Genomic DNA, 24,820 nt, shown 5'->3' with positions numbered 1-24,820 from the left:
CGATCGGCCGAAATCGAGGACGGTGAATCAGTTCGGACGTGCCTCATTTGCAGCATCCTGCTCGGTGGACGCGCCTTCGTGGACGAGGCTGCCGCCGGAGTTCTCGAGGTGCGCGCGAACGAACCACTGGAACTTTTCCAACTGTGCGGTCTGGCCGATCAACATGTCTTCGGTGATCGGGTCGATCTTTCCGACGCTCTCGATGGCGGCGCGACTGTCTGTGATGACCCCGGTGTACACCAGGTCGAGCGCCGCGAGGTGAGCGCGAGCGTCGTCGCGGCCAACGGAGTAGTCGTCCCACGTCCGGTCGCGTTCGATCGCTCCTGCGGTGCCCTTGGGCGAGTTGCCAAGTGCCGCGATGCGTTCCGCCACATCATCGGCATAGCCGCGAACCAGTTCCACCTGCGGGTCGATCATCTCGTGCACGCCGATGAAGTTGGGTCCAACGACGTTCCAGTGGACGTGCTTGAGCGTGAGGTGCAGATCGTTGTAGGCGCTGAGGCGTTCCTGCAGGGTGTCGGCGACGGTCGAGCCGTCTGCACTGCTCAGCCCCGGTACGGTGAACTCGGACATATGTTTTCCTCTCGTCATGATGGGGATCGCCCTCCATTGGGGCGGTCGCGCGCCATCGTCAATCGGATCGCGGGTCGGTCAGGTTCAGTGCGCGAGTGCGACTGGTTCCTCTGTCACCGGGTCGCCGAACATCATCGCGATTCGGCGCTTGACCTCTACGGTCGTCAAAGTCGCGCTTGCGGCAGTGATTCCGATGCCGGTGTTGCTCTCGCCCTGTGTGGGCGGGATGTCGATCGTCGTCATCTTGCTCCCGGTGAAGAGTGTGCCGTGAGGGAGTCAGCTGAACCACCAACTCCGACGTCTGGGTGTTCTGCAGCTTCGAGCGCCGGTTTTGGCGCTTTCAGGTGCTACAAAATCTATATCAGCCGATGTAGATAATTGGCAAGGTAGCTGCGTTCCAACTGCGGAAGCAAATTGCGTGCCGCTTCCGGTCGAAAACACTCTTGACCTGCGCTTACGTGCTCTGCCGGCTCGTCATTTTTGGCCGCAAGTGGTCCTGGACACCTTTGAATCTATGTCGCCGGCGTCAGATTCACTGCCTGATGGTGCTAAGGTCGGATGACGCCGACGAAGGCAGCCGACACCGAACTAGGAGGTTCCAGTGACGTCGGAATCTCAGACCCGGGCGCTGCGTGGCGTGTACGGGATCTCAGTGATGTCAGAACTGTCCGGAGTAGGACCTCAAACGCTGCGCCTCTACGAGCGAAGGGGCCTGCTTACACCGACGCGCACGGATGGCGGTACGCGCCGGTACAGCGAGGCTGATCTGGATACGCTCGGACGAATCACCGCGCTGATCGACGACGGAGTCAATCTTGTCGGAATCCGTTTGATCTTGTCTCTCGAGGCCGAGAATGCCGTTCTGGCCGCTCGGATCAGTCAGTTGACTGCGGAAGCCGGCTAGCTCCCGTGGGGTGCGACGGTGCGTCGGTGCGGACAGGGTCGCCGAAATCTGCATCTGCGACGATCTTGTTGCCGGCGCGTTCGATCTGCTCCAGCGCTGTATCCAGGGCATCGACCAGCCATTGATGCGAAGCCTCTGCGAGCAGTTGATCGGGGGTGTCGGTCAGTTCGGACTGAAAGAATCTCACCAGCCACAAATCGCCCAGATCAGGCTGATCTGAAAGCCCGGCAACGGTATTGGTGGCGAGCAGGTATCGGTTGTACTCGAGATCAACACGGATGGCGTACTCGCCGAACAGATTCACCACATTCGCCGGACGATGAGTGGCGGCGGCGAGCGCAATGAGAGCGTCGTTGTAGGTCTCGGAGTACTTCATCGTGAGGGGCATGGTCGGCCTGTCTTTCTGGGCCGATGCAGCATTGCACGGCTATGGCGAGGAGATCAGTTCGCAGCCGCTGCTTGACGATGAACTGAAACCAATCCTAGCTCGAGTATCTGCTCACCCTTGACTCAAGCCCGCGGTGGTCAGTTGTTGCGCGCAAAGTCGGACTCACGCTCCGTGACGAACTGATCTTCCGGGCGCGGTTCAGTCGGGGCAAGGGCGGTCAGGAACGACTCGGCCCACTGATGCACGTCGTGCGACATGACCTGGCGATGCAGGGCAGCCATGCGGTGACGGCCCTCTTTCGGATCCTGATGAACAGCGGTCAGGATCGTATTTTTCACGCCGTCCAGATCATGCGGGTTGACCAGATATGACTGTCGTAATTCCATTGCAGCGCCGGTGAACTCGCTGAGAACCAGAGCGCCACCGAGGTCGCCGCGGCACGCTACGTACTCTTTGGCCACTAGATTCATCCCGTCGCGCATCGGCGTCACGAGCATGACGTCGGCAGCGACGAACAGCGCGATCAGTTCTTCTCGGTCGACCGGCTGGTACAGGTAATGCACGACGGGGCGGCCGATCTGACTGTGGTCGCCGTTGATGCGACCCACCTGTTCCTCGATGACACTGCGTAGATCGATATAGTGCTGCACGCGTTCACGACTGGGCGTAGCGAGCTGCACCATCGTGTACTTCTCCGGGTCCAAGCGGCCCTCGTCGAGAAGTTCCTTCAGTGCCTGCAGCCGCAGGTCGATGCCCTTGGTGTAGTCGAGGCGATCGACTCCCAGAAGGATCTTCTCGGGATTGCCGAGCTCTTCCTTCAATTCGCGTGCTCGGCGCAACACCGATTCGCTCTTCGACTGGCGCTCGAGTTCGGCGGAATCGACGGAGATGGGAAATGCTCCCACCTTGACGACGCGAGAATCGAAATCGACATGCCCCAGCGCACTTCGCACACCGACGCCTGCGGTTGTCGTCTTCAAGCCGAGTAGTTTGCGGGCCAAGAACAGGAAATTGTTTGCGCCACCGGGTAAGTGGAAGCCGATCAGGTCGGCGCCCAGCATCCCCTTGACGATCTCCTTGCGCCACGGAAGCTGCATGAAGAGTTCGACGGGAGGAAACGGAATGTGAAGAAAGAACCCGATAGTCAGGTCCGGCCGCAGCTCACGCAGCATCGCCGGCACGAGTTGTAATTGGTAGTCCTGCACCCAGACGGTAGCTCCGTCGGCGGCGCAACGCGCGGTTTCTTCGGCGAACCGCTGGTTGACCGCGACGTATGTGTGCCACCACGACCGCTCGAACGTCGGAGCCACCAGAACATCGTGGTAGAGCGGCCACAACGTGTCGTTGGAGAACCCCTCGTAGTACTCGGCGAGGTCCTGAGAGGTCAGTTCGACGGGAAAGAGGCGGAGGCCGTCCACGACTATGGGGTCGACCTTCTCGTCTGCGACGCCCGGCCAGCCGACCCAAGCGCCGTCTCGCTGCCGCAGGATGGGTTCGAGCGCGGTGACGAGCCCACCCGGACTTCGCTTCCAGTTCTTGCTTCCGTCCTCGTCGGCTGCAGTGTCGTCGTCTCCTACAGTGTCGTCGGCTGCAGAGTCGTCGATTTCCAGATCGACGGGCAGTCGGTTGGCGACAACGACGAATTCGGAAAGCCTTTCGAGATCGTTACTCACGCCGACATCGGCTCCGCCAGGGTCTCGTCCATGATGGCGGCAGCGGACAGGTACGTGACCGCCTCGGCCACAGAGTCGGTGAACACGATGTCGGCATCCATCTTCAACAGGGACAGCGGGCGCCTGACGGGGTGCGCTGCGATCAGTGTCCACGGGACGCCGAGCCTTCGAGCCTTGGCCGACAGAGTTTCGATGATGGAAAGACCTCCGACGGAGATGAACTGGACGTCCGAGCAGTCGACTACGAACGGGTGACGCTCGCTGATCAGATCATCGACGCACGCAGCAAAATCAGCTCGGGAACGGATGTCGATCTCGCCGCTGACCACCAGTGACTGAATGTTTTCCGCAGACGTGACGGTGAAAATCGGGGGACTGTCGGCACGCTCATCTGTAGTTCTCGAAAACTCGTTCATCGAAACTCCTGACGGATTGCTCGAAACGGTTCGTTCGAATCGGTCTGGTTCGAAACGGCCTAGTTCGAAACGGTTTCATGCGAAACCGGGAAACGGCACGGGAAGCAACACGCGAACCGTGCACGTCTTCAACGGCTGGGTGCTCAACCGTGCTGAGTGCTTACCTTACCGCATCACGAAATCGCAGGTGAAAAGCGTTAGATCCGTGAGGATTTCAAGGCCCCGTGAGCACGGGCTCACGGGACCTTGGTCCCGATGATTCAGTTCGGGCGAGATCAGTCGGTGTCGGTCGCCGGACCGGTGGTTGTCGCGCCGCCCTCGTCGGCCCACGTACGCTCGCCCGACGGATCGGTCTGAACGTCCTTGTGCGCGGGGCCGGTGCCGGTGCCGGTGGTCTGCGGCTCGTCCGTCTGATCGGTGTGGTCGGTGGGATTCTGTTCGCTCATGGTTTCTGCGTTCCCTTCGGGAAGTAGTTGTTCATGTACTCGTCGTTTCCTGCTCACCCGCGAGGGGTACTCAGTAGGAGGTAGTGCGTCAGGTCGAATCGACAACCAGCGAAGTCAGCTGTCACCGAAGCAGGAGATTTCACGTGAACCATATGACCGTGACGACCGAACACCTGCGTGCACTGCTGGGCAGCGGCCCCCATTCGGAATTGGTAGCGGTCGGGGGCGAGATCGAGATCTACGTCCCCGATGAAGAAGGGTTCGGACTCGAGGGTATCTCGCTTGTCACTCGCGAGCAGTTGGCCGAACGCCTGCCTTCCTCGCCCGACAACCCCGACGAAGGCGAACTGCGTATCGCCGCAGAATCGTTGAGCGAGATGATCGCCGAACTCGGCGGCTGAAACGCTGCAGCAGCCGACTTCAGATCTGCGGGATCGGATCCGGGGGATACGGGTTCGGCGGCGTCGGAGTGGGCGGCACGGGTGGCGGATTCAGCGGGTCGGGTGGTGTCGGCGCGGGAGGTGTCGGCGACCCCGGGTCGGGAACAGGGCCCGGATCCGGGGGTGGGGGAGCGGTCATGAGTGCCGGGTTCCCAAACACGTGCTGAACAAACACCTAGTGTTCGGAACGGCTTTTGGTATTTTTCCCGGCAGGTAGATCGTCGACGATGTCGGTCACGGCGATGTGAACGCTCTCTGCAGCGACCGGTGGTTCCATATTGCCGAGGATCATGTGAACGACATCGACGACCGTGAATCGCACCCGGTCCGACAGTTCGGCCAGATCGACTCCGTAAGGCGCAGCCAGTTCGATACGTAGTGAACGTATTTCGTGGCCGTCGACAAAGAATTCGACGCTGCTCGGTGAGCAGTGGTGTCGAGAACGTATCTCTGCGGCGAGGTGGGTGCGGAGTACGTGATCGCTTACCGACACCGTGCCGAGACGTGGTCCCTCGGACGCGTGCGCGTTCAGTGGCCAGCCCGATGCCGAGGTCGATCGGAGCGCCCGGATCACCCTGTCGCTGATTCGATCCCAGCCTGGCTCCGGGGCACTTCGCAGGACCTCGGATGCGTGCGCCATCAATGCGTCGGTTCGTGATTCGGTCATCGCCACCTCGTCATTCGTTCGCTCAGGTTAGCCCGTGCACGATGGTGATGCCCACGCACCGCATCCGGAGTGAGTCTTAGAATCTTTCCGATTTGAACGAACGTGAGCATCTCCACCTCTCTCAGCGTCCAGGCCGCACGCTGGCGATAAGGCAATTCCCCCAACGCTTCCTCCAGCGCCTCCAGGAAGGCGGAGTTCGAGGTCGAGTCGAATGGACCGGCCTCGGCAGACGGTACAAGAGGGTCGAGCAGCTTGTCGTCGATCGGTTGAGCTCTCTTGATTCGATAGCTGTCCACGATCTTTCGGGAACAGATCGCGAAAAGCCATGTTCGCATCGACGATTCACCACGGAACGACTCGAGTTGACGCCACGCGGCCACGAAGGTGTCCTGGACTACCTCGAGAATGTCGCCTTCGTCGGCGAGCATTCGACGTGCATAGCGGTGGAGCGCTGGTCCGTAGTGGTGCACCAGTGACTCGAATGCTTCTCGGTCGCCGAGTATCGCAGCGTCCACTGTCGCGGTGTCCAGGCCGTCAGGCGCTCCCGTGAGCCCCTGTGTGTGCGGTAACGCCACAGTCGCTCCTCTCGCAGAAATGCGGAAACTCGGCTGAGTTCGAAGATTGTTCGTCCGGCCGGGGCGTTGGATGTTACGGACCGTAACTAATAAATGTCAGTGATGCACATCACCTGACTCGGACATTCGGTTTCGCCTTCGAGTCACGACTACACAGGTAGATCGATCAACAGGAGGAGATGACAATGGTCAGCACGCAGGTTGCGACAGCATCTACGAAGGATGTTGCATCATCGAATGACTCGGCTCTGGTGAGCTCGCAAGGAAAGACGTCGATCGCCGACACCGTTGTCTCGAAGATTGCCGGCATCGCCACCAGAGAGGTGAGCGGTGTGTACGACGTCGGCGGCGGAGCATCTCGGGTCGTCGGGGCACTGCGCGAGCGGATTCCCGGCGCGAGTGTCAACCACTCCCAAGGAGTGTCGGTCGAGGTCGGCGAAAAGCAGGCAGCGGTGGACATCGACATCGTGGCCGAGTACGGCGTATCACTCGCGGACCTGGCCACCGGCATTCGCCGCAACGTCATCGCAGCGCTCGAACGGATGACAGGTCTGGAGGTGACCGAGGTGAACATCACGGTTCACGACGTCCACCTCGACGAAGGCAGCGACGACGAAACAAACGAGTCCAAGACCACACGGGTGCAGTGAGTTCCGAAATCGCTGACACCGTCGCTGAGGCAGTGACGGCTGTACCTGGCGTCGCATCACTTCATGCCGGAATGTTCGGCGAGGTCGGCACCTACCTTCCCGGTCGTCGAGTCGTCGGCGTGCGGGTGACGGAGTCGTCGACCGACGTCCACGTCTGCATCTTCGCCGACGCTGCCGTTCGAGAGACCGCTTTACGTATCCGCCAAGCCATTTCGGGACTCGTTTCCGGCCCCGTGAACGTGACAGTGGAAGACGTAGTAGGCCGCCCGCACAATGCCTGAGCGTTCTCGCGGTACAGAGCCTGATCGCCGTTCTGCACGAAGAGCGGCGATCAGGGCGCACCACCCTGATGCAGGCGGATCAGCCGACGCGCTCAATCGAGCGCTCGAACGCATCGACCGGGACTTCGCATCCCCGATCGATGTGGGTGTCCGCACGACGCTGCGCGGCACGATTCGACACATAGTCAAACCCGTTCGGGCCCAGTACACCCTGGTGCGCGCTCGGCTACCGGGCGCCAAGACCTATACCGAGATCTGACTCGCACCCTCGAACATCATCCACAACGGAGGATTCACATGACCACCTCGACTGTCGGCCTTCTGGCAGGACTACTTCTCGGAGTCGCAGCTGCTGCAGGCGGTTTCACCGGATTCCTCATCGCGCTGGTTCTCGGCGTGGTCGGTTACCTCGTCGGTGGTCAGCGTGACGGTGAGTTCGACCTCGGTGTGATGCTGAAGGGTCGCGGTCGTGGCTGAGACAGCTCTGCCGGAGTCTGTGCTCGACGAGCCGGGCGAACGCGGAACGCTGACGATTCGAGACAGAGTCGCGCAGAAGTTGGTGCTCGAGGCGACTCGCGGAACGCCGGGGGTGCGTCATCACGCCGGCGGCATGGACAAACTGACCGGGCGCGAACTGCCGAGGGCGCGAGTGCTGGTGTCCGGCAAGCGGGTACGCGCCAAGGTGGACATCGCGATCGAGTGGCCCGGATCCTTGTCGGTCATCGGCACCGCGGTGCGAGACAACGTGAGGGCCCAGTTGGAATCGGTCTCCGGACTGGACGTAGACGGTGTGGACGTGTCGATAGTGAGCGTTCTCCCGGCATCGACCAACGGTGATGCGGGAAGGAAAGTGCAATGACTTCGGACAAGGTCGTATCACCTACCGCCTCGAGGGCTGCGGCTCCGGTTCCTTTGGCGACGCCAGGGGCTACGTTCACCGGATTTCTGGTCGCCGCGGCGGTACTTGCGCTCGGCGTGGTCGGGATCCGAGACGTCCTTGTGGACACCGGCGCGATCACCGGGTCGCAGTGGATATCAGGGGCTTTCGAATATGTGGACGGGCTCGCCTACCAGGGTTGGATGTTGCCGGCCGGAATCGCAGCCGTCGTCCTCGGCCTGTGGTTCTTGATCCTCGGACTCAAACCGCGGCGAAAGACTGCCAATGCCTTGGTCGGAGTCGTTGACACGTGGATCGATCCCGCAGATGTCGCGGCGATAGCGTCGGTACGCGTCGAGTCGTTGACCCACGTTCGCTCCGCTTCGTCACACGCGACTCGGCGCAAGCTCGAAGTGAAGGCCACGGTCACACCCGATGGTGCCGCGACCGCGGAATCGGAAATTCGTGCCGTGCTGGGGGACTTGACCCAGACGCTGTCACCGTCCCCTCGAATCAAGATTCGGATCCAGACGGGGGAAAGATCATGACCCGAACGGCGACGGTGATAGATCGCGTGGCGACGTGCATCGCAGGGCTACTCGCGATAGCGCTGGGAGTCGCAGCAATCCTCTGGAATCTCGACGTGATCAAGGATCTGCCGGCGCGAATCGACATCTCGTGGGCTGAAGATCTCGGGGACCGCTCGTGGTGGCCATGGGCCGTCGGGGTAGGGGGAGTTCTGCTTGCCCTCCTCGCGTTGCGGTGGTTGATCTCTCATATGCCACTTCGGCGGGTGAAGGAGATCACGGTTCCGGGGTCGAACTCTCACAATTCGATCACCGCGGATCTGGGTGCGGTCGCCGAAGGAGCGTGTGCATCATTGGAAAGCTTCGACGAAGTATCGCGTGTTCGAGGAAAAGCGTTGATCGACCGCGGAGTTCGAACAATCGATTTGCGGGTGACCTTGAGACGGAGCGTCGTATCCGGATCGGAAACGCTGCCCGAGTTGGTTTCTCGGGTCGCCAATACCGGCGATCAAATCCAAGCGGTGGTCGGTGATCCGTCCGTCGCGACCAGAACTCGCATCGCCGTGGAAAGTACGACACACGATGAGCCGAGAACTCTCTGATCAATCGAGGTTTGAGCCACCTGACGACCGGGTATTGGTAGACCTCCCCATCGCGCACAGAATCATGGATGTTGCTGTGGCGCTGTGTGTCACGGTTCTCGTGGCGACTGCGACATCGATGGTGATCGCAATCGTCGTGACGCTGATCATGTGTGGGTCGGTGAGTGTTGTTCGTCGTATGTGTTGAGTAGCCAGTCGTTTTGGTTCTGTCGTGACCACCTGATAGAAAGGTAAGCAGACAATGTGGCTGCTACCGAGTGCACGATCTCCCGCGTCGTGCGGCGGAGAGTCCGGTTGTGTGCAAACACAACCCGCGATCACGGTCTAGTTGCGCGGGCCGATCGCGTGGAACTCTCCCTTCGCCGGCAGTCTCTCATTGCGCCGTCCCTTACCTCAAGGAGTCACAATGCTCTCACTCGGAATCATCGCCTGGATCATTATCGGTGGACTGGCGGGTTGGATCGGCAGTAAGATCATGAAAACCGATGCCCAGCAAGGAATATTCCTCAACATCGTGGTCGGTGTCATCGGCGGTCTGATCGGTGGCTTCCTGCTACGGGTCTTCGGTTTCGATGTCGAGGGTGCAGGCTGGATCTTCAGCTTCCTCACCTGCCTTCTCGGTGCCGTCATCTTGCTGTTCCTGGTCAAGGCAGTCACCGGAAAACGCTGACCCACATCTATTCCACGCTGTTCGAGTTCGACCGAATCCCACGACCGAATCTCACGGCCGAATCCTAGAAGGAGAAACACATGTCTGACTTCATCGACAAGGCAAAGCACCGCGCTGAGGATCTCATCGGCGAGGCGAAGGAAAAGTTCGGAAATGCCACGGGCAACGATGATCTGGCTGCCGAAGGTGTTGCCGATCAGGGCGAGGCAAAGGTCAAGAAGGCCGGAGACGCTGTCAGTGACAAGGTCTCGGATATCAAGGACAAGTTCACCAACTGAGTGAGCTTCGGGCGCGGTTGATCGGCAAGTCCGGTCAACCGCGCTTTTGTGTGTCTCCTCGGCCGTTGCGGCTACCGCGATACGCGAACTTCCGCGTTTCCGCGAGCCACTCCGGAAGCATGCGCATGTGGGTCGGCCTGTTCAGAATCGGATCGAAGGACGGCTGGAGGCAATCCGGGTGGTCCGCGACTTCGTCGAGGCAGAGGTGTCCGATCGGAATCAACTGAAGTTGAATTCTCGCAAGGTAGACGGAGAAGTGTAGAGGGGAATGATCGACGGCCGCCTTCAGCGCGGGCAGTGAAGTGCCGGTCGGGTGGACGCCGCGCGGTGTCACGATCAGCCACGCTGCGGCGCCGCCCGCGCGTGAGTACGGAACCAGTGTGCTGTATCTCGCGCCGTTCCATGAGAATGCCGGAGCGGGAAACATTTTCGAGAAGGTAGAAAGTCCTGATGTTGCGAGAAGAATGTCCCACGGGATTTCATCGGCGCCGACATCGTGCAACCGAAGAGCCAGCCCGAGTACGTCTGGTAGGTCCCCCGGTGTTCCGAGTGCCTTCGACATTCGAGCGCTGACGGTAATCGTCGACGACTCCGACACCGGCCACCAGGGAGTGGCCGGTTTCAGTGTTCCCTTCAGTTCGAGCCCGTAAGGGTGGAAAGCCCTGGCCCTGCGCAGCGATGATGCGAATTGGAACGGTGCACCGATCAATGTTCCGATCGCGCTCTTGCCTACGGGGATGATCGAATTGATCGTCACGGGATCCTTATCTGAAAACTTTCCGCCTGCGAATCATCCAGACTGGACGGACGTTCAGGCGTTTTGACGGGCTTTCGAGCGGATTCTTTCGGCTTCCCAGTGGCGGTGATTGCTAATCATGTGACGTGCCGTAACAAAAGTCTCGCCCGTCGGGATAATTAGCCAAACGCACAAATTGGTCGTTATGGTTTGTTTGTCCGTAACGGTGCGATCGGACCTGTGACCGTCGCGAACTGGCGAGATTGCCACTCGTGATTTGAGTTTGGTGATCGCGCGGAAACAAAAGATGTCGAGGAGACACATTGATGGGCCACACTCGAACCTGGCTGACGCGCGCGCTGGCAATGCCGGTGGCTGTCGCGGTTGCTTTAGTGCTTCCGCTCGGTAGTGTGGCCGCGGCCCAGGATTTCGAGGACGACTCCGACGCTTCGGTTGTCGCCCCAGCTGTTACCCCGATCTCCTTCACCGAACTCGGGCGGGGAACAGACATCGTGTTCTCCTCCGACGACGCGCCCGTGTTGGTGACCGTGCCGGTGCCGGACGGACTGACCGCAACTGCCGTGACCGGCATCCTGACTGCCCCGACCGACTTCAGTCGGGGGTGGCTGGAAGTGACTGCCGACGGACGTCTGGTGAGCCGCGTCGATTTCGACGCAGGGCAAGCCGGAACCGGTCTACCTATTTCGGTTCCGTTGCAAGGGCTCGAAGTAGTCGACCGTAGCGTGACCGTGTCGATGATCGCTCACCTCGTTCCCGTCGACAACCGCTGCTATGACAGAACGAGATACCAGCCCCTCGCGCTCCGGGATGCCTTTGTCGCCTACGACGGTACCGAGCAGCAGCCGACAACTGTGGCAACGTTCTTTCCTCCGATTTTGAGGAAGGCAACCATCTACGTCACGGACGGCTCGTCGGGTTCGCAGCAGAGCGCGGCTTTGCAACTGAGTGCAGCAATTGTCAACAAGTACGGAAGTCAGCCCGATGCCGTGGTGGTGGAGCAGCTGCCGAACGGTCAGAGCCTACCGTCCGCCGAGCCGGGACTCTTCGAGCGAGCTGTCGTGGTCGGCAACGGCGGGGACGCCGGCATCGATCTTGCATCGACTCCGAACGGCTCACCCGTGCTTCGGATCTCGGGTGACGACAAGACATTGGTTCCCCAAGTCAGTCTCTTGGCGGCGAACTTCGACGGTTACTGGGCAGCCAGCAGAGCGCTTGCATCGCCGGACAACCCAGTCGCCCAGATATCCCAGGACGCGATCACCGTCGGTCAACTGAAGCTCGGAACGTTGACCGCTTCCGGTCTCAACCACATCGAGGTCGACGTCCCGTTCAGTCAATCGCAGTTGGGGCGTCCGATGAAGGACGTGTCGGTAAGAATGATCGGTTCCTATGTGCCGTTGCCGAATTCGCGCAACGGAGAGCTCTCGATCTCGCTCGGGGATACGAGACTTGCCTCGCAAACGGTGAACGAGACCGGGCGCTTCGACATCGGGGTCGATGTTCCGAACGAACTCCTGCGGCGCGATTTGACGTTCGAGGTCTCGATGGACGTGACTGGCGACTTCCAGTGCGGCACGAGTAGTCCGTCTTCCCTCACCGTCGATCCGGCCAGCACCATCACCTCCTCTACCGGATTTCCGCCGACGCCAGGAGGATTCCAGGCCTTGCCGCAGTCGATGTTGCCCACGCTCGACGTCGGTTTGAGTCGAGGTGATTTTGCAGATCTCATTCGAGCTCAGCGCATCGTTGTCGCGATGCAGCGGTTGAGCTACCTGCCGATGCAACCGCGTGTGCTCCCGTTCGGCGACGCCGCGACCAGTTCTCTGCCGGCGTTGTTGATCGCGGCGGACGGAACCCTGCCCACTCCGGTTGCTCTACCCATGGACACGGCAGATCAAGGACTTCTGCGCTTGCAGGGCCTGGAATTCGGCGGGCACTACGGTGCCTTGCAGGTGGTTTCGGGTTCGCACAACCAGGTGGTAGCGCTGACGTCTGAAGGTAATGCGGCCGATGCCGACGGTCTGCTCAACTGGTTGGAGAGCGGGAAGGACAGATTCGCAGAACTGACGGGCGATCTACTGGTGGCGCCTGAGGGCGGCGAGCCGTTCGACATCGGAGTAAACGTCGCGCCGTTGGGCACTGCGACGTCCGCCGAAGAAGAGACCGGCCTGAGTGCGGTCACGATCGGCTGGATCGGATTCGGGACCGTGGTTCTGATCGCTGTGGCCGTCGGCGGTGTGCTCGTGGCGAGGCGTCGAGGACAGTGACCGTCACCGATCGCCCGGCCCCGTCCGTCGCGGTCCACGATCTGTCTGGCCGAAAGCCCTGGCGGATGTTTGTTGTCCTCTTCGCGATCTACACCGCGTTGGGGGTGTGGATGAACGCGGGCATCGGCTTCATCTTCACCGACTCGCTCAGCCGTGTTGCCGCGGTGTCGGCAATGCTGCTCAGCCGTGATCCGCACTTCGCGGCGATCGGATTCGTGTTCACTCCGTTGACGGCGGCCGTCCAGATTCCGATGGGTCTGTTGGGCCACTGGTGGCCGGATCTGCTGCGGTGGAACATCACTGCGGTCGTGATGTCCGCGGCGTTCATGGCTGGTGCGGTGATTCAGATACGCGGGATCAGTCGCGACCGTGGGTGTGCGCGATGGGTCACCGTCGTCCTTACCGTGCTGTTCGCTGTCAATCCGATGATCGTCATGTACGCGGCGAGCGGAATGAGCGAAGCCCCGTTCCTCTTCTTCGTTCTGTGGGCGACTCGTCGTCTGATTCGGTGGATGCGCAGCGACGACGTACACGACCTCATCGGTGCCGGCCTCGCATTTGCACTGGCGTACCTCACTCGATACGACGCCTTGGCACCGCTGTTCGTCGCGGTGGTGCTGGTGACTGTGGTGAGTTGGCGTCGTTTTCAACCGACCGCGGAGGAGCGGGGCGAGGGTGCGGGACCTGGCTTGCGGCTCTGGGCAGCGGCACTCGACGGTGCCGTCGTGATGATGCCGGGGTTCCTGGCGTTCGTCTTGTGGTCGTTTGCCAGTTGGCTCATCACGGGCCAAGCGTTCCAACAGTTCTCGTCGGTGTACGGGAACAGTTCCATCCTCGAGCAGGCCGGGGCCGGAACCGACTCACCGATTACACGCCTTACCTTCTCGATTACCGAAATGGCCGTACTCGGGCCGGCGCTCCCGGTGTTAGCGGCCCTGGCAATCGTCTACGCACTCCGGCGGCGGGACACCGAAGTGGTCGTGCCTCTTGTGCTGTTCGGCGCGATCCTCGGCGCTCAGACGCTGCTCTACCTGATGGGTTCGACGTTTCCCCTTCTGCGCTTCTACATTTCGATAATTCCGCTGTGCTTCGTGCTGGTCGTGCTGATCGCTCCACGCGGCATTCCGGTCGTCACGCGGCGACCAGGGGCGGCTGCGTCACGCTCGGTCACGACGTACCCCGAGCAGTCGGGACCGTCTCTGTCCCTTGTGATCTCTCTGTGCTTGCTGGTCGGGTCGACGTTGATCACGTTTGTCGCGATGGGTAATGCCCGGCTCGCAGTGCTCGAGCATTCCATTGCCAGCGCGATCATTCCGGGCCGGCAGAACCTCGAGGAGCAGACGAATCTCCGCACGTTTGCGGCCGAGCGTCGCATCGCCAAGTATCTGGACGACTTGGATCTGCCGGAGGGCTCGGTTCTGCTCGACACCGTGGAGAGTTATGCCGTCGTCGCGTCGTCGAACAATCCTCGGCAATTCGTCGTGCCCTCCGATGCGGACTTCGTGCGCGTACTGAACAACCCCGCCGAACATCACGTCGAGTACATCTTGTCGGTTCCGAATACCGGTCGTGGCGTTTCGGACGCCGTCAATCGGCGCTATCCGACGATGTACGACACCGGTGCCGGCGGGGTCGGAGCGCTGGTGCTCGAAGTACCCAACGACGGCGGCATGGACCCGTCGGCCTGGCGTTTGTACCGCATCACCGGTGAACGCCAAACGGGTCGATGAGGCAATTCGTATGGGAGGATTGTCCGTATGACGTGGATGGTTGCAGATGTCTTCTGAAGAAGTGCGTCCGCGTGAGCGTGGCGCAGTACGGCGCCGTGTCGCTTCCGCTGTAGCCGCCGTTGTGACCGTCGCTGCGGTCGTGGGCGTGTTCACGATGCCCGCAGGCGCCGATTCTCCCAAGCAAGTTCGGGTGGGAGCGTCGTCGAACGGACTGACGCTCGACGGACAACCGTGGTGGCCTACCGGGCTCAATGCCTATCAGCTAGCCACTGATTGGTCGGTGAACTTCGGCTGTGGCGCCATGGTCGACCTCGACGCGTACTTCGGTTCGCTGCCACCGAACTCCGTCACACGCTTCAACGCCTTCCAGGCTCTTGCGGTGAACAAATTCTCCGGAGAGATGGATTTCGGCCCGATGGACGCGGTGTTCGACGCTGCGGCGCGACACAACCAGTTCACGATTCCGGTGCTCTCACCCCAGGACAGTGGGTGCGATGACGGGCAATTCAAATCCAGGGACTGGTACACCGACGACTGGAAGGTCGCGAACCTGATCCCGGGTCGAGCCACCATGAGCTTCCAGGACTGGATGCACACCGCCGTCGACCGTTGGAAGAACGAACCTTCCGTCGCGGCGTGGGAATTGGTGGGGGAGCCGGAGCCAAGTCTGTGTACCGACGCGGTCTGCAATTGGTGGACGAGAACGTGTCCGTCTGATTCCGCGCAGGTGTTGCGGGAGTTCTTCGACACGGCAGGTGCCGAGCTTCGGGCGATTGATCCGAACACTCTGATCACGGCGGGGTACGTCGGGGGCGGTCAGTGCGGCACTGCTGGTGACGACTACCAATACGTGAGCGAGTCCGACTTCGTCGACGTTCTGCAGTATCACGACTACGGAGCGGACGGAGTACCGCTTCCGGGCGATCAGTGGAACGGACTGGCCCGTCGCATCGAACAGGCGACGACCGTCGGGAAGCCGTTGTTGGTTGCCGAGACAGGCGAATTGGCGGGCAGTTGTGAATCACTGGCGACCAGAGCCACGAATATCGAGACGAAGCTGACGGGACAGAAGGCGGCCGGCACGGCGGGAGCCCTCCTGTGGGCCTTTGTTCCGGATCCACGTCCGAACGAGTGCACAATGGACATCGGGCTTGACGATCCACTCTTCGACGTGATCACTTCACTGGCAGGTTAGCGCGGTCTCCGGCCGGCCCCTCTACTATTCGCGCAGCGGATATTTGATCACGATTTGATAACAACCTGAACGTGTCTTTGTGATGTGATGATCGTATTTCGTTTGTATTCAATGGCATTCAGTGGCATTCACCTGCGGATAACCGAACTTGAAAGCCGGCGCGACGGGGCGGGACCATCGACGCGGCGCCCGCAGGACCTACGTCCGGTCGCACGGGGACGGTCCGATCGGACCGCTGCGGTCGGAAGTTGTGCTGTACCTGCCCCTTTGGTTGACAGGGCGGTCCCGTTCTGACTGACGTCGAAATGCGGGCACGACCGTTCGCCGTGGTAACGGGTAGTGAGCGGAGTTTGGTGCGACCCTCGTGGGAGTGACAATACGGGGCGGTGTGTAGCTCTCGCGCGCAACGAATTCCGAGTTCGAGTCAACTTGCGACAGCATCGGTCGCCCGGTAGACCTTGTGCGCAGGCTGTACATGCGATGTGAGCTTTCGGTCGTCGGAAATGAGGGGACGACCGCTGCATGCGCGTAACGGTAAGTGTGTGGAGCATCGCGTGAGCGGAGAGGTGAACGATGACTGGATACTCTGAACGGCCTTTCAAGACTGCGGTGGTACCGGCTGCCGGGATGGGGACCCGCTTCCTTCCGGCCACCAAGACGATCCCGAAAGAGCTACTCCCTGTCGTGGATACGCCCGGGATAGAACTGGTTGCCAGCGAAGCGGCTCAGGCCGGCGCGGAACGATTGGTGATTGTGACCGCGCCCGGAAAGGCGTCGGTGATCGGGCACTTCGTCGAGGATCTGGTGCTCGAGGGCAAGCTTGCCGCGAGTGGAAAGCACCATCTACTCGAGCGCGTGCGTCGAGCGCCGGGCCTTATATCCGTGAAGCCTGTCGTACAGGAATCCCCACTCGGCTTGGGGCACGCTGTCGGTCTTGTCGAGTCAGTGTTGGATGCCGACGAGGACTCGTTCGCGGTGCTGCTTCCCGACGACCTGGTTCACCCCTGCGGCGTTCTCGACGCGATGGCGAAAGTGCGTGCCGAGCGTGGTGGTTCCGTGCTGTGCGCGTTCGACGTCGCGCCGGATCGTGTTGGTGCCTACGGAGTGTTCGACGTGCAAGCGCCCGTGGAGGGCGACGATCCCGATGTGCTTGCCGTCGTCGGCATGGTGGAGAAGCCGGACCCGGCGGATGCTCCGTCCACTCTCGCCGCAGCCGGACGCTACCTTCTCGATCGCGCCGTGTTCGATGCGCTCCGGCGAATCTCGCCAGGGCAAGGTGGCGAGCTGCAACTGACGGATGCGATAGCGCTGTTGATCGCGGAGGGGCATCCGGTTCACGTCGTCGTCCATCACGGCACCCGCCACGATCTGGGTAACCCGGGCGGCTTTCTGCGAGCTTCTCTCGACCATGCGCTCAGTCGCACCGAGTACGGACCGGAATTGAGAGTCTGGCTCAAGGAACGATTGGATCAGCCCGATCCGCAGCTGACCTACTGAAGAATCCCGCCCATGACACCAGAGGTCGAAATATGTTTTGGTGCAAAAGAATCCGCACCATTTCTATGTGCGCGCACGTGAACGTCGGTAGCCAAGGCTCATTCGGGTACGACCGCGATCAATTCCTGCTCCAAGCTGGATACGATTCCGGCAGCTCAGTGTTGGTCGATACCGCTGTGTTGATCGATACCGCTGTGTTGATCGATACCGCGGCGGGCGAGTTCGTCCACCAGGGCTTGCGTCGCGATCGAATTCAGAACCGACGGTGGGGTCGTTCCCGGCCGCGCTTCTTCAGGAGTCAGATAACCGGCGGCTACGAGCACCTCTGTAATCGGAGCGTCGAAGACCTGACATGCCGTCCGCATCGTGTCCTGCGTGGGAGGGCGCTTGGCCGAAAGCCATCGACTCAGTTCGGAAGGTCGAATCTTCAGCGCACGCGCAGCTTCCTGGATGTCGCTGAACGAGCGAAGTTCCAGTTGATGCTCGACCCATGCGGAGAAACCACTCATAGCGGTCATATTGCCTGAGCCGAGAGGTATATGCCACTTCCTTTCGGCTACAAGTCGAGGACATTTGGATATCTGCCATGCCGTGGCAAAGTTTTTCGCCGACGATTCGCTTATTTGCAGTTACGCGACGTCGCTGACGGGGACTGACTTCTTCTCTGAGCGGGGATTATTCAGTCGGCCGCTGGTGAAGGGTGAAATTGAGGGTGAAATGCAAAAAATTCGATTGTCGGAAGCGGGAACTCAATGACAACGCCGAGTCAACTCAGGCTTGAAGGCCTTCGTGATGGCGTCGCTCCGACGGCGAGGCAAACAGCCAGAATTCCATTTTCGCCGACCACCGCCATTTGGATGACGATTGCGATCGTAGTTCCGATATACCGCTCGTTGCCCGGCACCGTCACACAGTTATGGGCGATGGCGGTGCTTGTGGTCATCGTGGCCTCAGTAGCGCTGGGACGAGTCGCTCGGCCGCAGTTTGTCAGCATCTGGTTGTTGGCCGGCTACGCAGCCCTCGTCGCGACGGTGACGGCGACGCGTGGCAGTGATGTCACGGGAAATCTCTATGTTGGAGTCCAACTTTTCATTGTTCTCGGGCTCGGGATTTTTGTGATGGTCGCCAATGTCCAGCGTGATCCGGCTTTTGTCAGGCGCGTCTGTATTGCGTTCATCGCAAGCCAATCGATTTCTGCTCTGGTCGCCGCCATCCAACTGGCTGGTTCATCCGTCTTCGGATTCGGTGTTGTGAACGGTCGTGCTCCAGGTCTGGCAGGTCATCCGAACGTTCTAGGCATCATGTCCTCACTTGCATTGATTCTCTGCCTGGGGGCTGCGGTGCGAAAGGTAGAGAATCGGCTCGTTCTGGTGCTGATCTCGATCGTGAACGCGGTGGGACTGCTGGCGACGGGTAGTTTGAGTTCGTTGTCGGCCTGTGCGATCGGATTGATCGTCGTGGCGATTTCTTCGCGAGTGAAGATCACCACCATCGCCAAGAGTTTTGTCGGTACCGCCATTCTCTTCTGGATCGCAATCACCTACACCGAATTCGGCAAGCACCTGGAAACGCCGGCCGATCGATACCTCCAGGTCACCGGCCAGACCAAGGCTGTCAGCACACTCGAGATCCGTAACGACACTTACGGATTCGCGTGGGACGCGATTCGTGCGCATCCGCTGTCCGGAGTCGGCTTGAACTCGGCGAATGCTGCCTCGTTCGACAACGTCACAGTCGTTCACAATGTGTTCTTACGATCCTGGTACCAAGGCGGGGTGGTTCTCGCCATTGCCGTGGCACTGATCATCTGCGCGACGGCACTGGTCGCGTTCAGATCGATGAAGTCCGGCAAGAACGCTGCCGCCGCCGGCGTGCTGGTCTCGATGATGACATTCGCTCTGACATCGGCGTTCTTCGAGCAGGCCTACTACTGGCTACCAGTCGTACTCGCCTTTGCATGTTTGTCGACGGAGAGTGATCGGACCGCTAGCTCCAAAGCTCAACCCGCGCAACAAGCGTTGATCGGGAATTGAGATTACGTGTTCAAGCCATGGAAGGTCTTCTCCCAGTAAGACGGGTTGCGTATCAACTGATATGTGCCTTTGATGGCCGCGATGCTCATCAATACCCAGTAGAGCGGAGCGGTCAGGCAAGCTATCAGCAGCATAGGATTCCGCGTCTCTCGGCATGCCACCAAGTTCATGTAAAGGACTGCGGCGTTACCGAACACGAGTGACACGAGGGCGGGAAAATAGACGTAGTTGGGAAACACGTCGTGGATGACCTCGGGCTGGCCGAGGATCCAACCCAGGCTGATCAGCCAGAACGCCATGTTCAGTGTCGCCACGATGGGTGTCCCCGCCATCAAGATGGTGAAGCGTAGAAATCCGACCGTGCCGAGTCCGCGCCATAGTTTCAACGGTTGACGCATATGAACCAACCAAGTCTGCAGGTAACCCTTGTACCAGCGTGAGCGTTGGCGGATCCAGTTGATCGTGTCGCTGTTGGCCTCTTCGAGCGTCGTCGAGTTCAGAACTGCGGTCCGGTAACCGCTCTCGGCGATGCGGACTCCGAGGTCTGCATCCTCGGTGACATTGAAGGGATCCCAGGCGCCGATCTCGTCGAGCACACTTCGGCGAAGATGATTGGACGTGCCACCCAAAGGAATTGGTGATCGACTGCGCATCAGACCGGGGAGGATGAAATTGAACCAGAGGGCGTAGTCGGCCGTGAACCATGCAGTCAACAGATTCTGAGTTCCATTGTGAAACGCGAGTTTCGCCTGCACACACGCAGTATTCGCTGGAAGCTTCGCGAAAGTCGCTATTACGCGGCGTAACTGAAGAGGATCCGGAGAATCTTCGGCGTCATAGATGGTGATTATCTCGCCGGTCGAGAAGTGCAATCCGTAGTTGCAGGCTTTGGGTTTGGTACGTGGATCTGCAGCAGGGACCTTCAAGATGCTCACCACTTCATCGACTCCGGCGGCAGTCGCAGCGTCGATCGTGACAGCGTCATCCTCTTCGAGGAGCAACAGCACTTGCAATTTGTCCGAGGGGTAGTCGATCGCGCGCATGGCGGAAATCAGGTCCCCGACTACTTCCGGTTCGTTGTATGCCGGAACAAGGATTGTGTAGTGCGGGAGATCTTCATCCGAAAGTGCGCTTGCCTCTTGATCGCTGATCGTCACGATCGAGGAAGCATCCAAACCGCGTGTGAACAACACTAGTCGATCCACCATCGCCCACACGTACCCGAGCGTGCACACCAATGTGAGAACGATGAGCGTGGGCGTCAGGAAGAAGACCAGACACGCGATTGTGATCGCGAGAATCAGGAGCAGGATGTTGCGCTGCCATGGATAGAACGCAACTGATGCCGATGAAATCGGTTTGCGTTCACGCAGTCCGTTCACAGCGTCGTGGAGTGCGGCTCGTTTGAATTCCTCGGAGCTTTCGTCCTCAACCGAGAGATTGGGAATTACCACTTCTGTGCCTCCACGACAAGCCTTCCGAGTGACTGGAGCATACCTAGGTCCTTGTACTGAGATTCACTGTCCACCGTCGATATCCGGCCTCTGAGTAGAACGGCCAAGGTGTTGCTTCCATTCGACGCCATCGATGGTTTCGGTTCGGGGAACAAGGCATTCGGTTCATGATTGTCCACTGTCAAGAGGGTGACGCGCTGTGCGGCGCCGTCGCCACGTGTCCACACGAAATTGAGGTTGCTCCAGGTGAGGAGGAGGGAGTCGTCGACAACGGTGTACATTTCTGCGACCACCCCACGGCTCAACTCAACTCGTACCGTTGGGCTGACACGTGCATTCTGGAGATCATAGGTTGTGTTGCTCGGATAGACAGCCAAAGTGGATGGGCGACGCACTTGAACAACGTCCATTTGGACGGTGCGTGGGCGCATCTGGCTGTCCCATGCAGGGTTGGGTGTGTCAGCACGAATCGTCTGGCGAGTGAGTGCCGAAGTGGAACCGAAGTACTTTCTCGGCCAGTCGTATTCGTTGGTCGAGATTTCACGCCAACCAGCGGGGACGACGAGTCGTGGATCGGATGTCGCCGGCGGCCCTACCGAGACCGGAACGTTCTGTGCGGTGGGCACTGGCGTAAAGAACATCACAATCGCTGCGGCGAACACCACCAGGATCGTCCAGTTGCTGGTTGACGTAGAAGGATTCCGGAGCGGACGCTCGAACGGCTTCCAGGACTTTCCGCGTCGCTCGTACAAGTAGAAGAACCCGCCTACCAGCAATGCGCTACCTAATGCCGGTAGCAGTTGGATGCTGAACAACGGCGCAGTCGGGTACTGACGGGAGAGGTAGTAGACCAAGCCTGCACCCAAGACGGACGAGCCGACGAACCCGGCGAATCCTCTCTTCCACGTTCGACTGACGGCGATCGTCGTGGCGGCCGAAGCGACCAACACCATGATGATGCTGTAGTCGAAGCGTGTGCCGCCGAGTTCAGTCGCCAACGTGCGGTAGATGAGCGGAGCCAGAAGGATCGGAACAACCCATATTGCCCAGTAACGATTCACTGGACGTAACCCGAACATGAGAACCGCTGCGCTCCAGACAAATACCCAAGCCGCGATTACATCGATATGCATCAATTCGTAGTTCTCGGCAAAACGTGGCATAAGGAGTGCCTGCAACCCCAGCGAGACCAGTAGGCCGATACCGCCGACAATCTTGTCCGTCTCCCGATCATGGATCGGGAGGTCCGGGCCTCGTCGTAAATCTGTTCCGACGGCAGCTATCAGGCACAGCAGGGGGAGGACGAAAACGTACCCGATGGCGGTGCCACTCGCTGTGCTCCTCCACAAATTGGTCCAGGTAGGCCAGAAAGCAAAGATTGTCGCGGCTGCAATCATCAGCCAACGGACGGTGAGGCGGGGGATAATTCCCGACTGCGTGCGTAGGTCGCGAATCTTCAAGATATGTAGTCCTATTCGAACTGGTCGTCTACTCGGGCTGTGCCGGCCGTGTCGGCTGGCGTGAGCTTGTGTCAACGAACCCGACTTTTGTCGACCTTACGTGATCGGTCACAAGGTGCGAATCCGAACACCCACCGATGCAGAACGGCTGAAGCCGGGTAGAAATCTCACATAGTGAGACGACTAGAAAATTCATTTCAGCGGTCGGTTTGTCGCGAACTGGACAAGCGACCTGATCTTGTTTCAAGGGTGCTACCTGTATCAGCAAGGGCTGTACGGCTATTCGCCTTCGAATTGCACATCGAATCGGCAGTAGGGACCAAGATCCCTGCCGGGGACGTAGGTCCCCAACGGCGCAGGCACCTTCTGTCGGCGAAAGTCATTGCGTCGGTTACCGATGGAAATGATCCTCTATTCAGGCGGTATCGGTAATGCGATGCGCTGTGGCAACCGCCTACTGACGAGTAAGGTCCTTCTGTTTGCTGCACTTTCGACGAAGTAACGCGAAAGTTGCTTCTGAATCGATCTTTCGCCCCGCTGTTCCGGTCGAGCTGCGTTCGGAGGGCAAGTCGCAAAGCAGTTGCGCTGCGGTCAGATTGGAATGAGCGGGGGCGTGCGCGGCTACGGGTCTGAACTGGGGCGACTTTGCGTTTGATCCTGCGCGCGGACAGTGCTGAAATGTAATCCACTCGGAGCGTGAGAGCGTTCCGATTCTCGAGGAATTGCACTTTTCAGATCGAAGCGAGCGATTTGCTGTTCCAGCGTATTGCTCGATCTGACGAATCACGCTCAACACCTGTCAACGACGTACGAATTCAATGACGCACGGATTCCACGAATGAGGAAGGGACTGATCACGTGACGGCGCTCGACGTGTCCACGCTGGGCAAGAACAAGCACACGCTTCCCCGTGCAGTGCCCGACCTCCGCCGCGGATCGACTTCACGGCGGGAATGGGAAACGGCATACCGCAGGAGACTGTTCCTGGGCGACTCGGCGATCATCGTGGGGACAGTTTTCCTGGCTCAGTGGCTACGGTTCGGCGGAGACGGCCGTGCGGTGAGCACCGGCATCCTCGGGCAACTGAGTTACACCGGTGTGTCAATTGCGTTGGCGGCAATGTGGTTATCGTCTCTGGGCATCTTCCGCACTCGATCGATCCGGGTGATCGGCAGCGGCCCCGAAGAGTACAGGCGAATTTTCGTAGCGACAGTGCGCCTCTTCGGACTCATTGCGATTGTCAGTCTTCTGCTGCAGTTGGACATCGCGCGACTCTATCTGGCCTTTGCATTCCCGGTTGGTCTGACGGCGCTGATGGCAAGCCGCTGGATCTGGCGAAAGGTCATCGCGCGGAAGCGGTCTCGGGGCGACTTCCAGACATCCGTGTTGGTTGTAGGAAGCCCCGTTGCAGTCAAGAAGCTGGCCCAAACCTTCGAACGAGCTCCCGGCGACGGTTATCGGGTAGTGGGCGTTTGCCAACCTAGTCAACTAGGTCGTCGGGACAGAGTCATAGTCGTCGACGGCATCGAAATACCGGTCCTCGGGGACGAGCACGACGTGACCGACGCGCTCGACTTGGTCGGTGCCGATGCAGTGGCGGTCACTGCGACGGAACACCTCGGGTACGACGGTATGCGGAAACTGGCCTGGGATCTGGAGTGCAAGGACGTTGATCTTGTTGTGGCACCTGGAATCCTGGACGTTTCCGGTCCCCGGCTTTCGATGCGGCCGGTGGCCGGTCTTCCACTGATTCACGTCGAACGTCCGCGCTATCACGGTGCGCAACGGTTTGCCAAGACAGCATTCGACGTCGTCTTCGCGTCTGTCATTCTCATCCTGATCAGTCCGGTGTTGATCGCGACGGCGTTGGCAGTGAAGTTCACCAGTCGGGGTCCTGTGCTCTATCGGTCAGAGCGAATGGGATTGGACGGGGTTCCTTTCCCGATGCTGAAGTTCCGATCGATGGTTCAAGACGCCGACACACAGGTCGACAGCCTCCTGTCGGACAACGAGGGCGCCGGCGTTCTTTTCAAGATGCGTGACGATCCTCGGGTTACCAAGGTAGGACACGTCATTCGAAAGTTTTCGATAGACGAGTTGCCCCAGTTCGTCAACGTGCTCCGTCGCGAGATGAGTGTGGTCGGTCCCAGGCCGCCGTTGCGGCGTGAGGTAGAGGCGTACGACGGGGCCGTGAAAAGGAGACTGCTGGTCAAACCAGGGATCACCGGTTTGTGGCAGGTGAGTGGGCGCTCGGATCTTTCGTGGGAAGAAACCGTTCGACTGGATCTGTCCTATGTCGACAACTGGTCGATGGTTGGGGACGTCATGATCGTCGTGAAAACGCTCAAAGCCGTAATGGCAAGTGACGGCGCTTACTGATCGGTTCTGTCATTCTTTCGTATTCAAATCGCGAATCCGATTCGCTGTTCCCGGTGAATACTGCCTGGGATCCGAAGTAGA

30 protein-coding genes are annotated in these 24,820 nt (G+C 59.9%); 17 read left to right on the top strand and 13 right to left on the bottom strand.

From position 1 onward, the window contains the following. Nucleotides 1-27: 27 nt before the first annotated feature. Together ACFT1A_RS21255 and ACFT1A_RS21250 are read right to left on the bottom strand one after the other, a co-directional pair. On the bottom strand, nucleotides 28-573 hold the full coding sequence (locus ACFT1A_RS21255; RefSeq protein ID WP_378448632.1) for a Dps family protein: 546 nt from the start codon (nucleotides 571-573) through the stop codon (nucleotides 28-30). 84 nt (nucleotides 574-657) lie between these two features. After that, nucleotides 658-816 carry a hypothetical protein gene (locus tag ACFT1A_RS21250; RefSeq protein WP_317828227.1) on the bottom strand — a complete coding sequence of 53 codons (159 nt, stop codon included), beginning with the start codon at nucleotides 814-816 and terminating at the stop codon, nucleotides 658-660. A gap of 358 nt (nucleotides 817-1,174) precedes the next feature. On the opposite strand from ACFT1A_RS21250, the gene ACFT1A_RS21245 reads away from it, so the two are divergent. Beyond that, entirely contained in the window at nucleotides 1,175-1,477 is a 303-nt protein-coding gene (locus ACFT1A_RS21245) for a MerR family transcriptional regulator (RefSeq protein WP_378448631.1), read from the top strand. Here the strand turns inward: ACFT1A_RS21245 and ACFT1A_RS21240 are convergent. The 4 genes from ACFT1A_RS21240 to ACFT1A_RS21225 all read right to left on the bottom strand — a co-directional run bounded on the left by ACFT1A_RS21240 (nucleotide 1,449) and on the right by ACFT1A_RS21225 (nucleotide 4,400). Then, entirely contained in the window at nucleotides 1,449-1,865 is a 417-nt protein-coding gene (locus ACFT1A_RS21240; protein ID WP_378448630.1) for a hypothetical protein, read from the bottom strand. The genes ACFT1A_RS21245 and ACFT1A_RS21240 overlap by 29 nt on opposite strands. 137 nt (nucleotides 1,866-2,002) lie before the next feature. Then, entirely contained in the window at nucleotides 2,003-3,538 is a 1,536-nt protein-coding gene (locus tag ACFT1A_RS21235) for a trehalose-6-phosphate synthase (RefSeq protein ID WP_378448629.1), read from the bottom strand. After that, on the bottom strand, nucleotides 3,535-3,954 hold the full coding sequence (locus ACFT1A_RS21230) for an STAS domain-containing protein (protein ID WP_378448628.1): 420 nt from the start codon (nucleotides 3,952-3,954) through the stop codon (nucleotides 3,535-3,537). Before ACFT1A_RS21230 ends, ACFT1A_RS21235 begins: the two co-directional genes overlap by 4 nt. 275 nt (nucleotides 3,955-4,229) lie before the next feature. After that, the gene (locus tag ACFT1A_RS21225; RefSeq protein ID WP_378448627.1) at nucleotides 4,230-4,400 is read right to left on the bottom strand and encodes a PI-type proteinase; all 171 of its coding nucleotides are present in this window, start codon (nucleotides 4,398-4,400) and stop codon (nucleotides 4,230-4,232) included. A 152-nt stretch (nucleotides 4,401-4,552) separates the two neighbouring features. Between ACFT1A_RS21225 and ACFT1A_RS21220 the strand changes: the two genes are divergently transcribed. Continuing rightward, on the top strand, nucleotides 4,553-4,801 hold the full coding sequence (locus ACFT1A_RS21220) for a hypothetical protein (protein ID WP_007726566.1): 249 nt from the start codon (nucleotides 4,553-4,555) through the stop codon (nucleotides 4,799-4,801). A 19-nt stretch (nucleotides 4,802-4,820) separates the two neighbouring features. Here ACFT1A_RS21220 and ACFT1A_RS21215 read toward each other — a convergent pair whose 3' ends face one another. Genes ACFT1A_RS21215 through ACFT1A_RS21205 form a run of 3 tightly spaced genes read right to left on the bottom strand, consistent with a single transcriptional unit; the run spans nucleotide 4,821 to nucleotide 6,082 of the window. Next, entirely contained in the window at nucleotides 4,821-4,979 is a 159-nt protein-coding gene (locus ACFT1A_RS21215; RefSeq protein WP_378448626.1) for a hypothetical protein, read from the bottom strand. Between the two features lie 36 nt (nucleotides 4,980-5,015). Then, nucleotides 5,016-5,507: a hypothetical protein gene (locus ACFT1A_RS21210; RefSeq protein ID WP_378448625.1), complete on the bottom strand. Its 492-nt coding sequence runs from the start codon at nucleotides 5,505-5,507 to the stop codon at nucleotides 5,016-5,018. Continuing rightward, on the bottom strand, nucleotides 5,504-6,082 hold the full coding sequence (locus ACFT1A_RS21205; RefSeq protein WP_378448624.1) for an RNA polymerase sigma factor: 579 nt from the start codon (nucleotides 6,080-6,082) through the stop codon (nucleotides 5,504-5,506). Before ACFT1A_RS21205 ends, ACFT1A_RS21210 begins: the two co-directional genes overlap by 4 nt. A gap of 185 nt (nucleotides 6,083-6,267) precedes the next feature. Between ACFT1A_RS21205 and ACFT1A_RS21200 the strand changes: the two genes are divergently transcribed. From ACFT1A_RS21200 to ACFT1A_RS21160, 9 genes are all read left to right on the top strand, one after another. Next, on the top strand, nucleotides 6,268-6,732 hold the full coding sequence (locus ACFT1A_RS21200; protein ID WP_378448623.1) for an Asp23/Gls24 family envelope stress response protein: 465 nt from the start codon (nucleotides 6,268-6,270) through the stop codon (nucleotides 6,730-6,732). After that, nucleotides 6,729-7,013: a hypothetical protein gene (locus ACFT1A_RS21195; protein WP_378448622.1), complete on the top strand. Its 285-nt coding sequence runs from the start codon at nucleotides 6,729-6,731 to the stop codon at nucleotides 7,011-7,013. The genes ACFT1A_RS21200 and ACFT1A_RS21195 overlap by 4 nt, the downstream gene beginning before the upstream one ends. Continuing rightward, the gene (locus tag ACFT1A_RS21190; RefSeq protein ID WP_378448621.1) at nucleotides 7,006-7,272 is read left to right on the top strand and encodes a hypothetical protein; all 267 of its coding nucleotides are present in this window, start codon (nucleotides 7,006-7,008) and stop codon (nucleotides 7,270-7,272) included. The genes ACFT1A_RS21195 and ACFT1A_RS21190 overlap by 8 nt, the downstream gene beginning before the upstream one ends. 38 nt (nucleotides 7,273-7,310) lie before the next feature. Continuing rightward, entirely contained in the window at nucleotides 7,311-7,490 is a 180-nt protein-coding gene (locus ACFT1A_RS21185) for a hypothetical protein (RefSeq protein WP_230816399.1), read from the top strand. Further along, on the top strand, nucleotides 7,483-7,872 hold the full coding sequence (locus ACFT1A_RS21180) for an Asp23/Gls24 family envelope stress response protein (protein WP_378448620.1): 390 nt from the start codon (nucleotides 7,483-7,485) through the stop codon (nucleotides 7,870-7,872). The genes ACFT1A_RS21185 and ACFT1A_RS21180 overlap by 8 nt, the downstream gene beginning before the upstream one ends. Next, a complete protein-coding gene (locus ACFT1A_RS21175; RefSeq protein WP_378448619.1) occupies nucleotides 7,869-8,438 on the top strand; it encodes a DUF6286 domain-containing protein in 570 nt (189 codons plus the stop codon). Before ACFT1A_RS21180 ends, ACFT1A_RS21175 begins: the two co-directional genes overlap by 4 nt. After that, on the top strand, nucleotides 8,435-9,019 hold the full coding sequence (locus ACFT1A_RS21170) for a hypothetical protein (protein ID WP_378448618.1): 585 nt from the start codon (nucleotides 8,435-8,437) through the stop codon (nucleotides 9,017-9,019). Before ACFT1A_RS21175 ends, ACFT1A_RS21170 begins: the two co-directional genes overlap by 4 nt. A gap of 406 nt (nucleotides 9,020-9,425) precedes the next feature. Next, on the top strand, nucleotides 9,426-9,689 hold the full coding sequence (locus ACFT1A_RS21165; protein WP_378448617.1) for a GlsB/YeaQ/YmgE family stress response membrane protein: 264 nt from the start codon (nucleotides 9,426-9,428) through the stop codon (nucleotides 9,687-9,689). Between the two features lie 80 nt (nucleotides 9,690-9,769). Continuing rightward, a complete protein-coding gene (locus ACFT1A_RS21160; RefSeq protein WP_378448616.1) occupies nucleotides 9,770-9,967 on the top strand; it encodes a CsbD family protein in 198 nt (65 codons plus the stop codon). A 34-nt stretch (nucleotides 9,968-10,001) separates the two neighbouring features. Here ACFT1A_RS21160 and ACFT1A_RS21155 read toward each other — a convergent pair whose 3' ends face one another. After that, nucleotides 10,002-10,724, bottom strand: a complete 723-nt coding sequence (locus tag ACFT1A_RS21155; RefSeq protein WP_378448615.1) for a hypothetical protein — start codon at nucleotides 10,722-10,724, stop codon at nucleotides 10,002-10,004. 305 nt (nucleotides 10,725-11,029) lie between these two features. Here ACFT1A_RS21155 and ACFT1A_RS21150 point away from each other — a divergent pair, with 305 nt between their 5' ends. From ACFT1A_RS21150 to ACFT1A_RS21135, 4 genes are all read left to right on the top strand, one after another. Next, nucleotides 11,030-12,991, top strand: coding sequence for a hypothetical protein (locus ACFT1A_RS21150; RefSeq protein ID WP_378448614.1), 1,962 nt, complete (start codon nucleotides 11,030-11,032; stop codon nucleotides 12,989-12,991). Then, nucleotides 12,988-14,721 carry an ArnT family glycosyltransferase gene (locus ACFT1A_RS21145; RefSeq protein ID WP_378448613.1) on the top strand — a complete coding sequence of 578 codons (1,734 nt, stop codon included), beginning with the start codon at nucleotides 12,988-12,990 and terminating at the stop codon, nucleotides 14,719-14,721. The genes ACFT1A_RS21150 and ACFT1A_RS21145 overlap by 4 nt, the downstream gene beginning before the upstream one ends. 46 nt (nucleotides 14,722-14,767) lie before the next feature. After that, nucleotides 14,768-15,916 (top strand): beta-mannosidase, encoded by a 1,149-nt coding sequence (locus ACFT1A_RS21140; protein ID WP_378448612.1) that lies wholly within the window; start codon nucleotides 14,768-14,770, stop codon nucleotides 15,914-15,916. Between the two features lie 573 nt (nucleotides 15,917-16,489). Beyond that, on the top strand, nucleotides 16,490-17,413 hold the full coding sequence (locus ACFT1A_RS21135) for a UTP--glucose-1-phosphate uridylyltransferase (RefSeq protein ID WP_378448611.1): 924 nt from the start codon (nucleotides 16,490-16,492) through the stop codon (nucleotides 17,411-17,413). A gap of 155 nt (nucleotides 17,414-17,568) precedes the next feature. On the opposite strand, the gene ACFT1A_RS21130 is transcribed toward ACFT1A_RS21135, so the two are convergent. Beyond that, nucleotides 17,569-17,922: a helix-turn-helix domain-containing protein gene (locus tag ACFT1A_RS21130; protein ID WP_378448610.1), complete on the bottom strand. Its 354-nt coding sequence runs from the start codon at nucleotides 17,920-17,922 to the stop codon at nucleotides 17,569-17,571. 348 nt (nucleotides 17,923-18,270) lie between these two features. On the opposite strand from ACFT1A_RS21130, the gene ACFT1A_RS21125 reads away from it, so the two are divergent. After that, nucleotides 18,271-19,446, top strand: coding sequence for an O-antigen ligase family protein (locus tag ACFT1A_RS21125; RefSeq protein WP_378448609.1), 1,176 nt, complete (start codon nucleotides 18,271-18,273; stop codon nucleotides 19,444-19,446). A gap of 2 nt (nucleotides 19,447-19,448) precedes the next feature. On the opposite strand, the gene ACFT1A_RS21120 is transcribed toward ACFT1A_RS21125, so the two are convergent. Continuing rightward, the gene (locus ACFT1A_RS21120) at nucleotides 19,449-20,900 is read right to left on the bottom strand and encodes a glycosyltransferase (RefSeq protein WP_378448608.1); all 1,452 of its coding nucleotides are present in this window, start codon (nucleotides 20,898-20,900) and stop codon (nucleotides 19,449-19,451) included. Then, entirely contained in the window at nucleotides 20,894-22,360 is a 1,467-nt protein-coding gene (locus ACFT1A_RS21115; protein WP_378448607.1) for a hypothetical protein, read from the bottom strand. The genes ACFT1A_RS21120 and ACFT1A_RS21115 overlap by 7 nt, the downstream gene beginning before the upstream one ends. Nucleotides 22,361-23,218: 858 nt before the next feature. Here ACFT1A_RS21115 and ACFT1A_RS21110 point away from each other — a divergent pair. Beyond that, nucleotides 23,219-24,739, top strand: a complete 1,521-nt coding sequence (locus ACFT1A_RS21110; protein WP_378448606.1) for a sugar transferase — start codon at nucleotides 23,219-23,221, stop codon at nucleotides 24,737-24,739. The last annotated feature ends 81 nt before the right edge of the window (nucleotides 24,740-24,820 follow it).

The organism is Rhodococcus sp. NPDC057135 (assembly GCF_042670865.1).
Classification (GTDB): Bacteria; Actinomycetota; Actinomycetes; order Mycobacteriales; family Mycobacteriaceae; genus Rhodococcus_F.
Note: the sequence above shows the minus strand (reverse complement) of the source record. Positions and strands in the feature narration are given on the sequence as shown.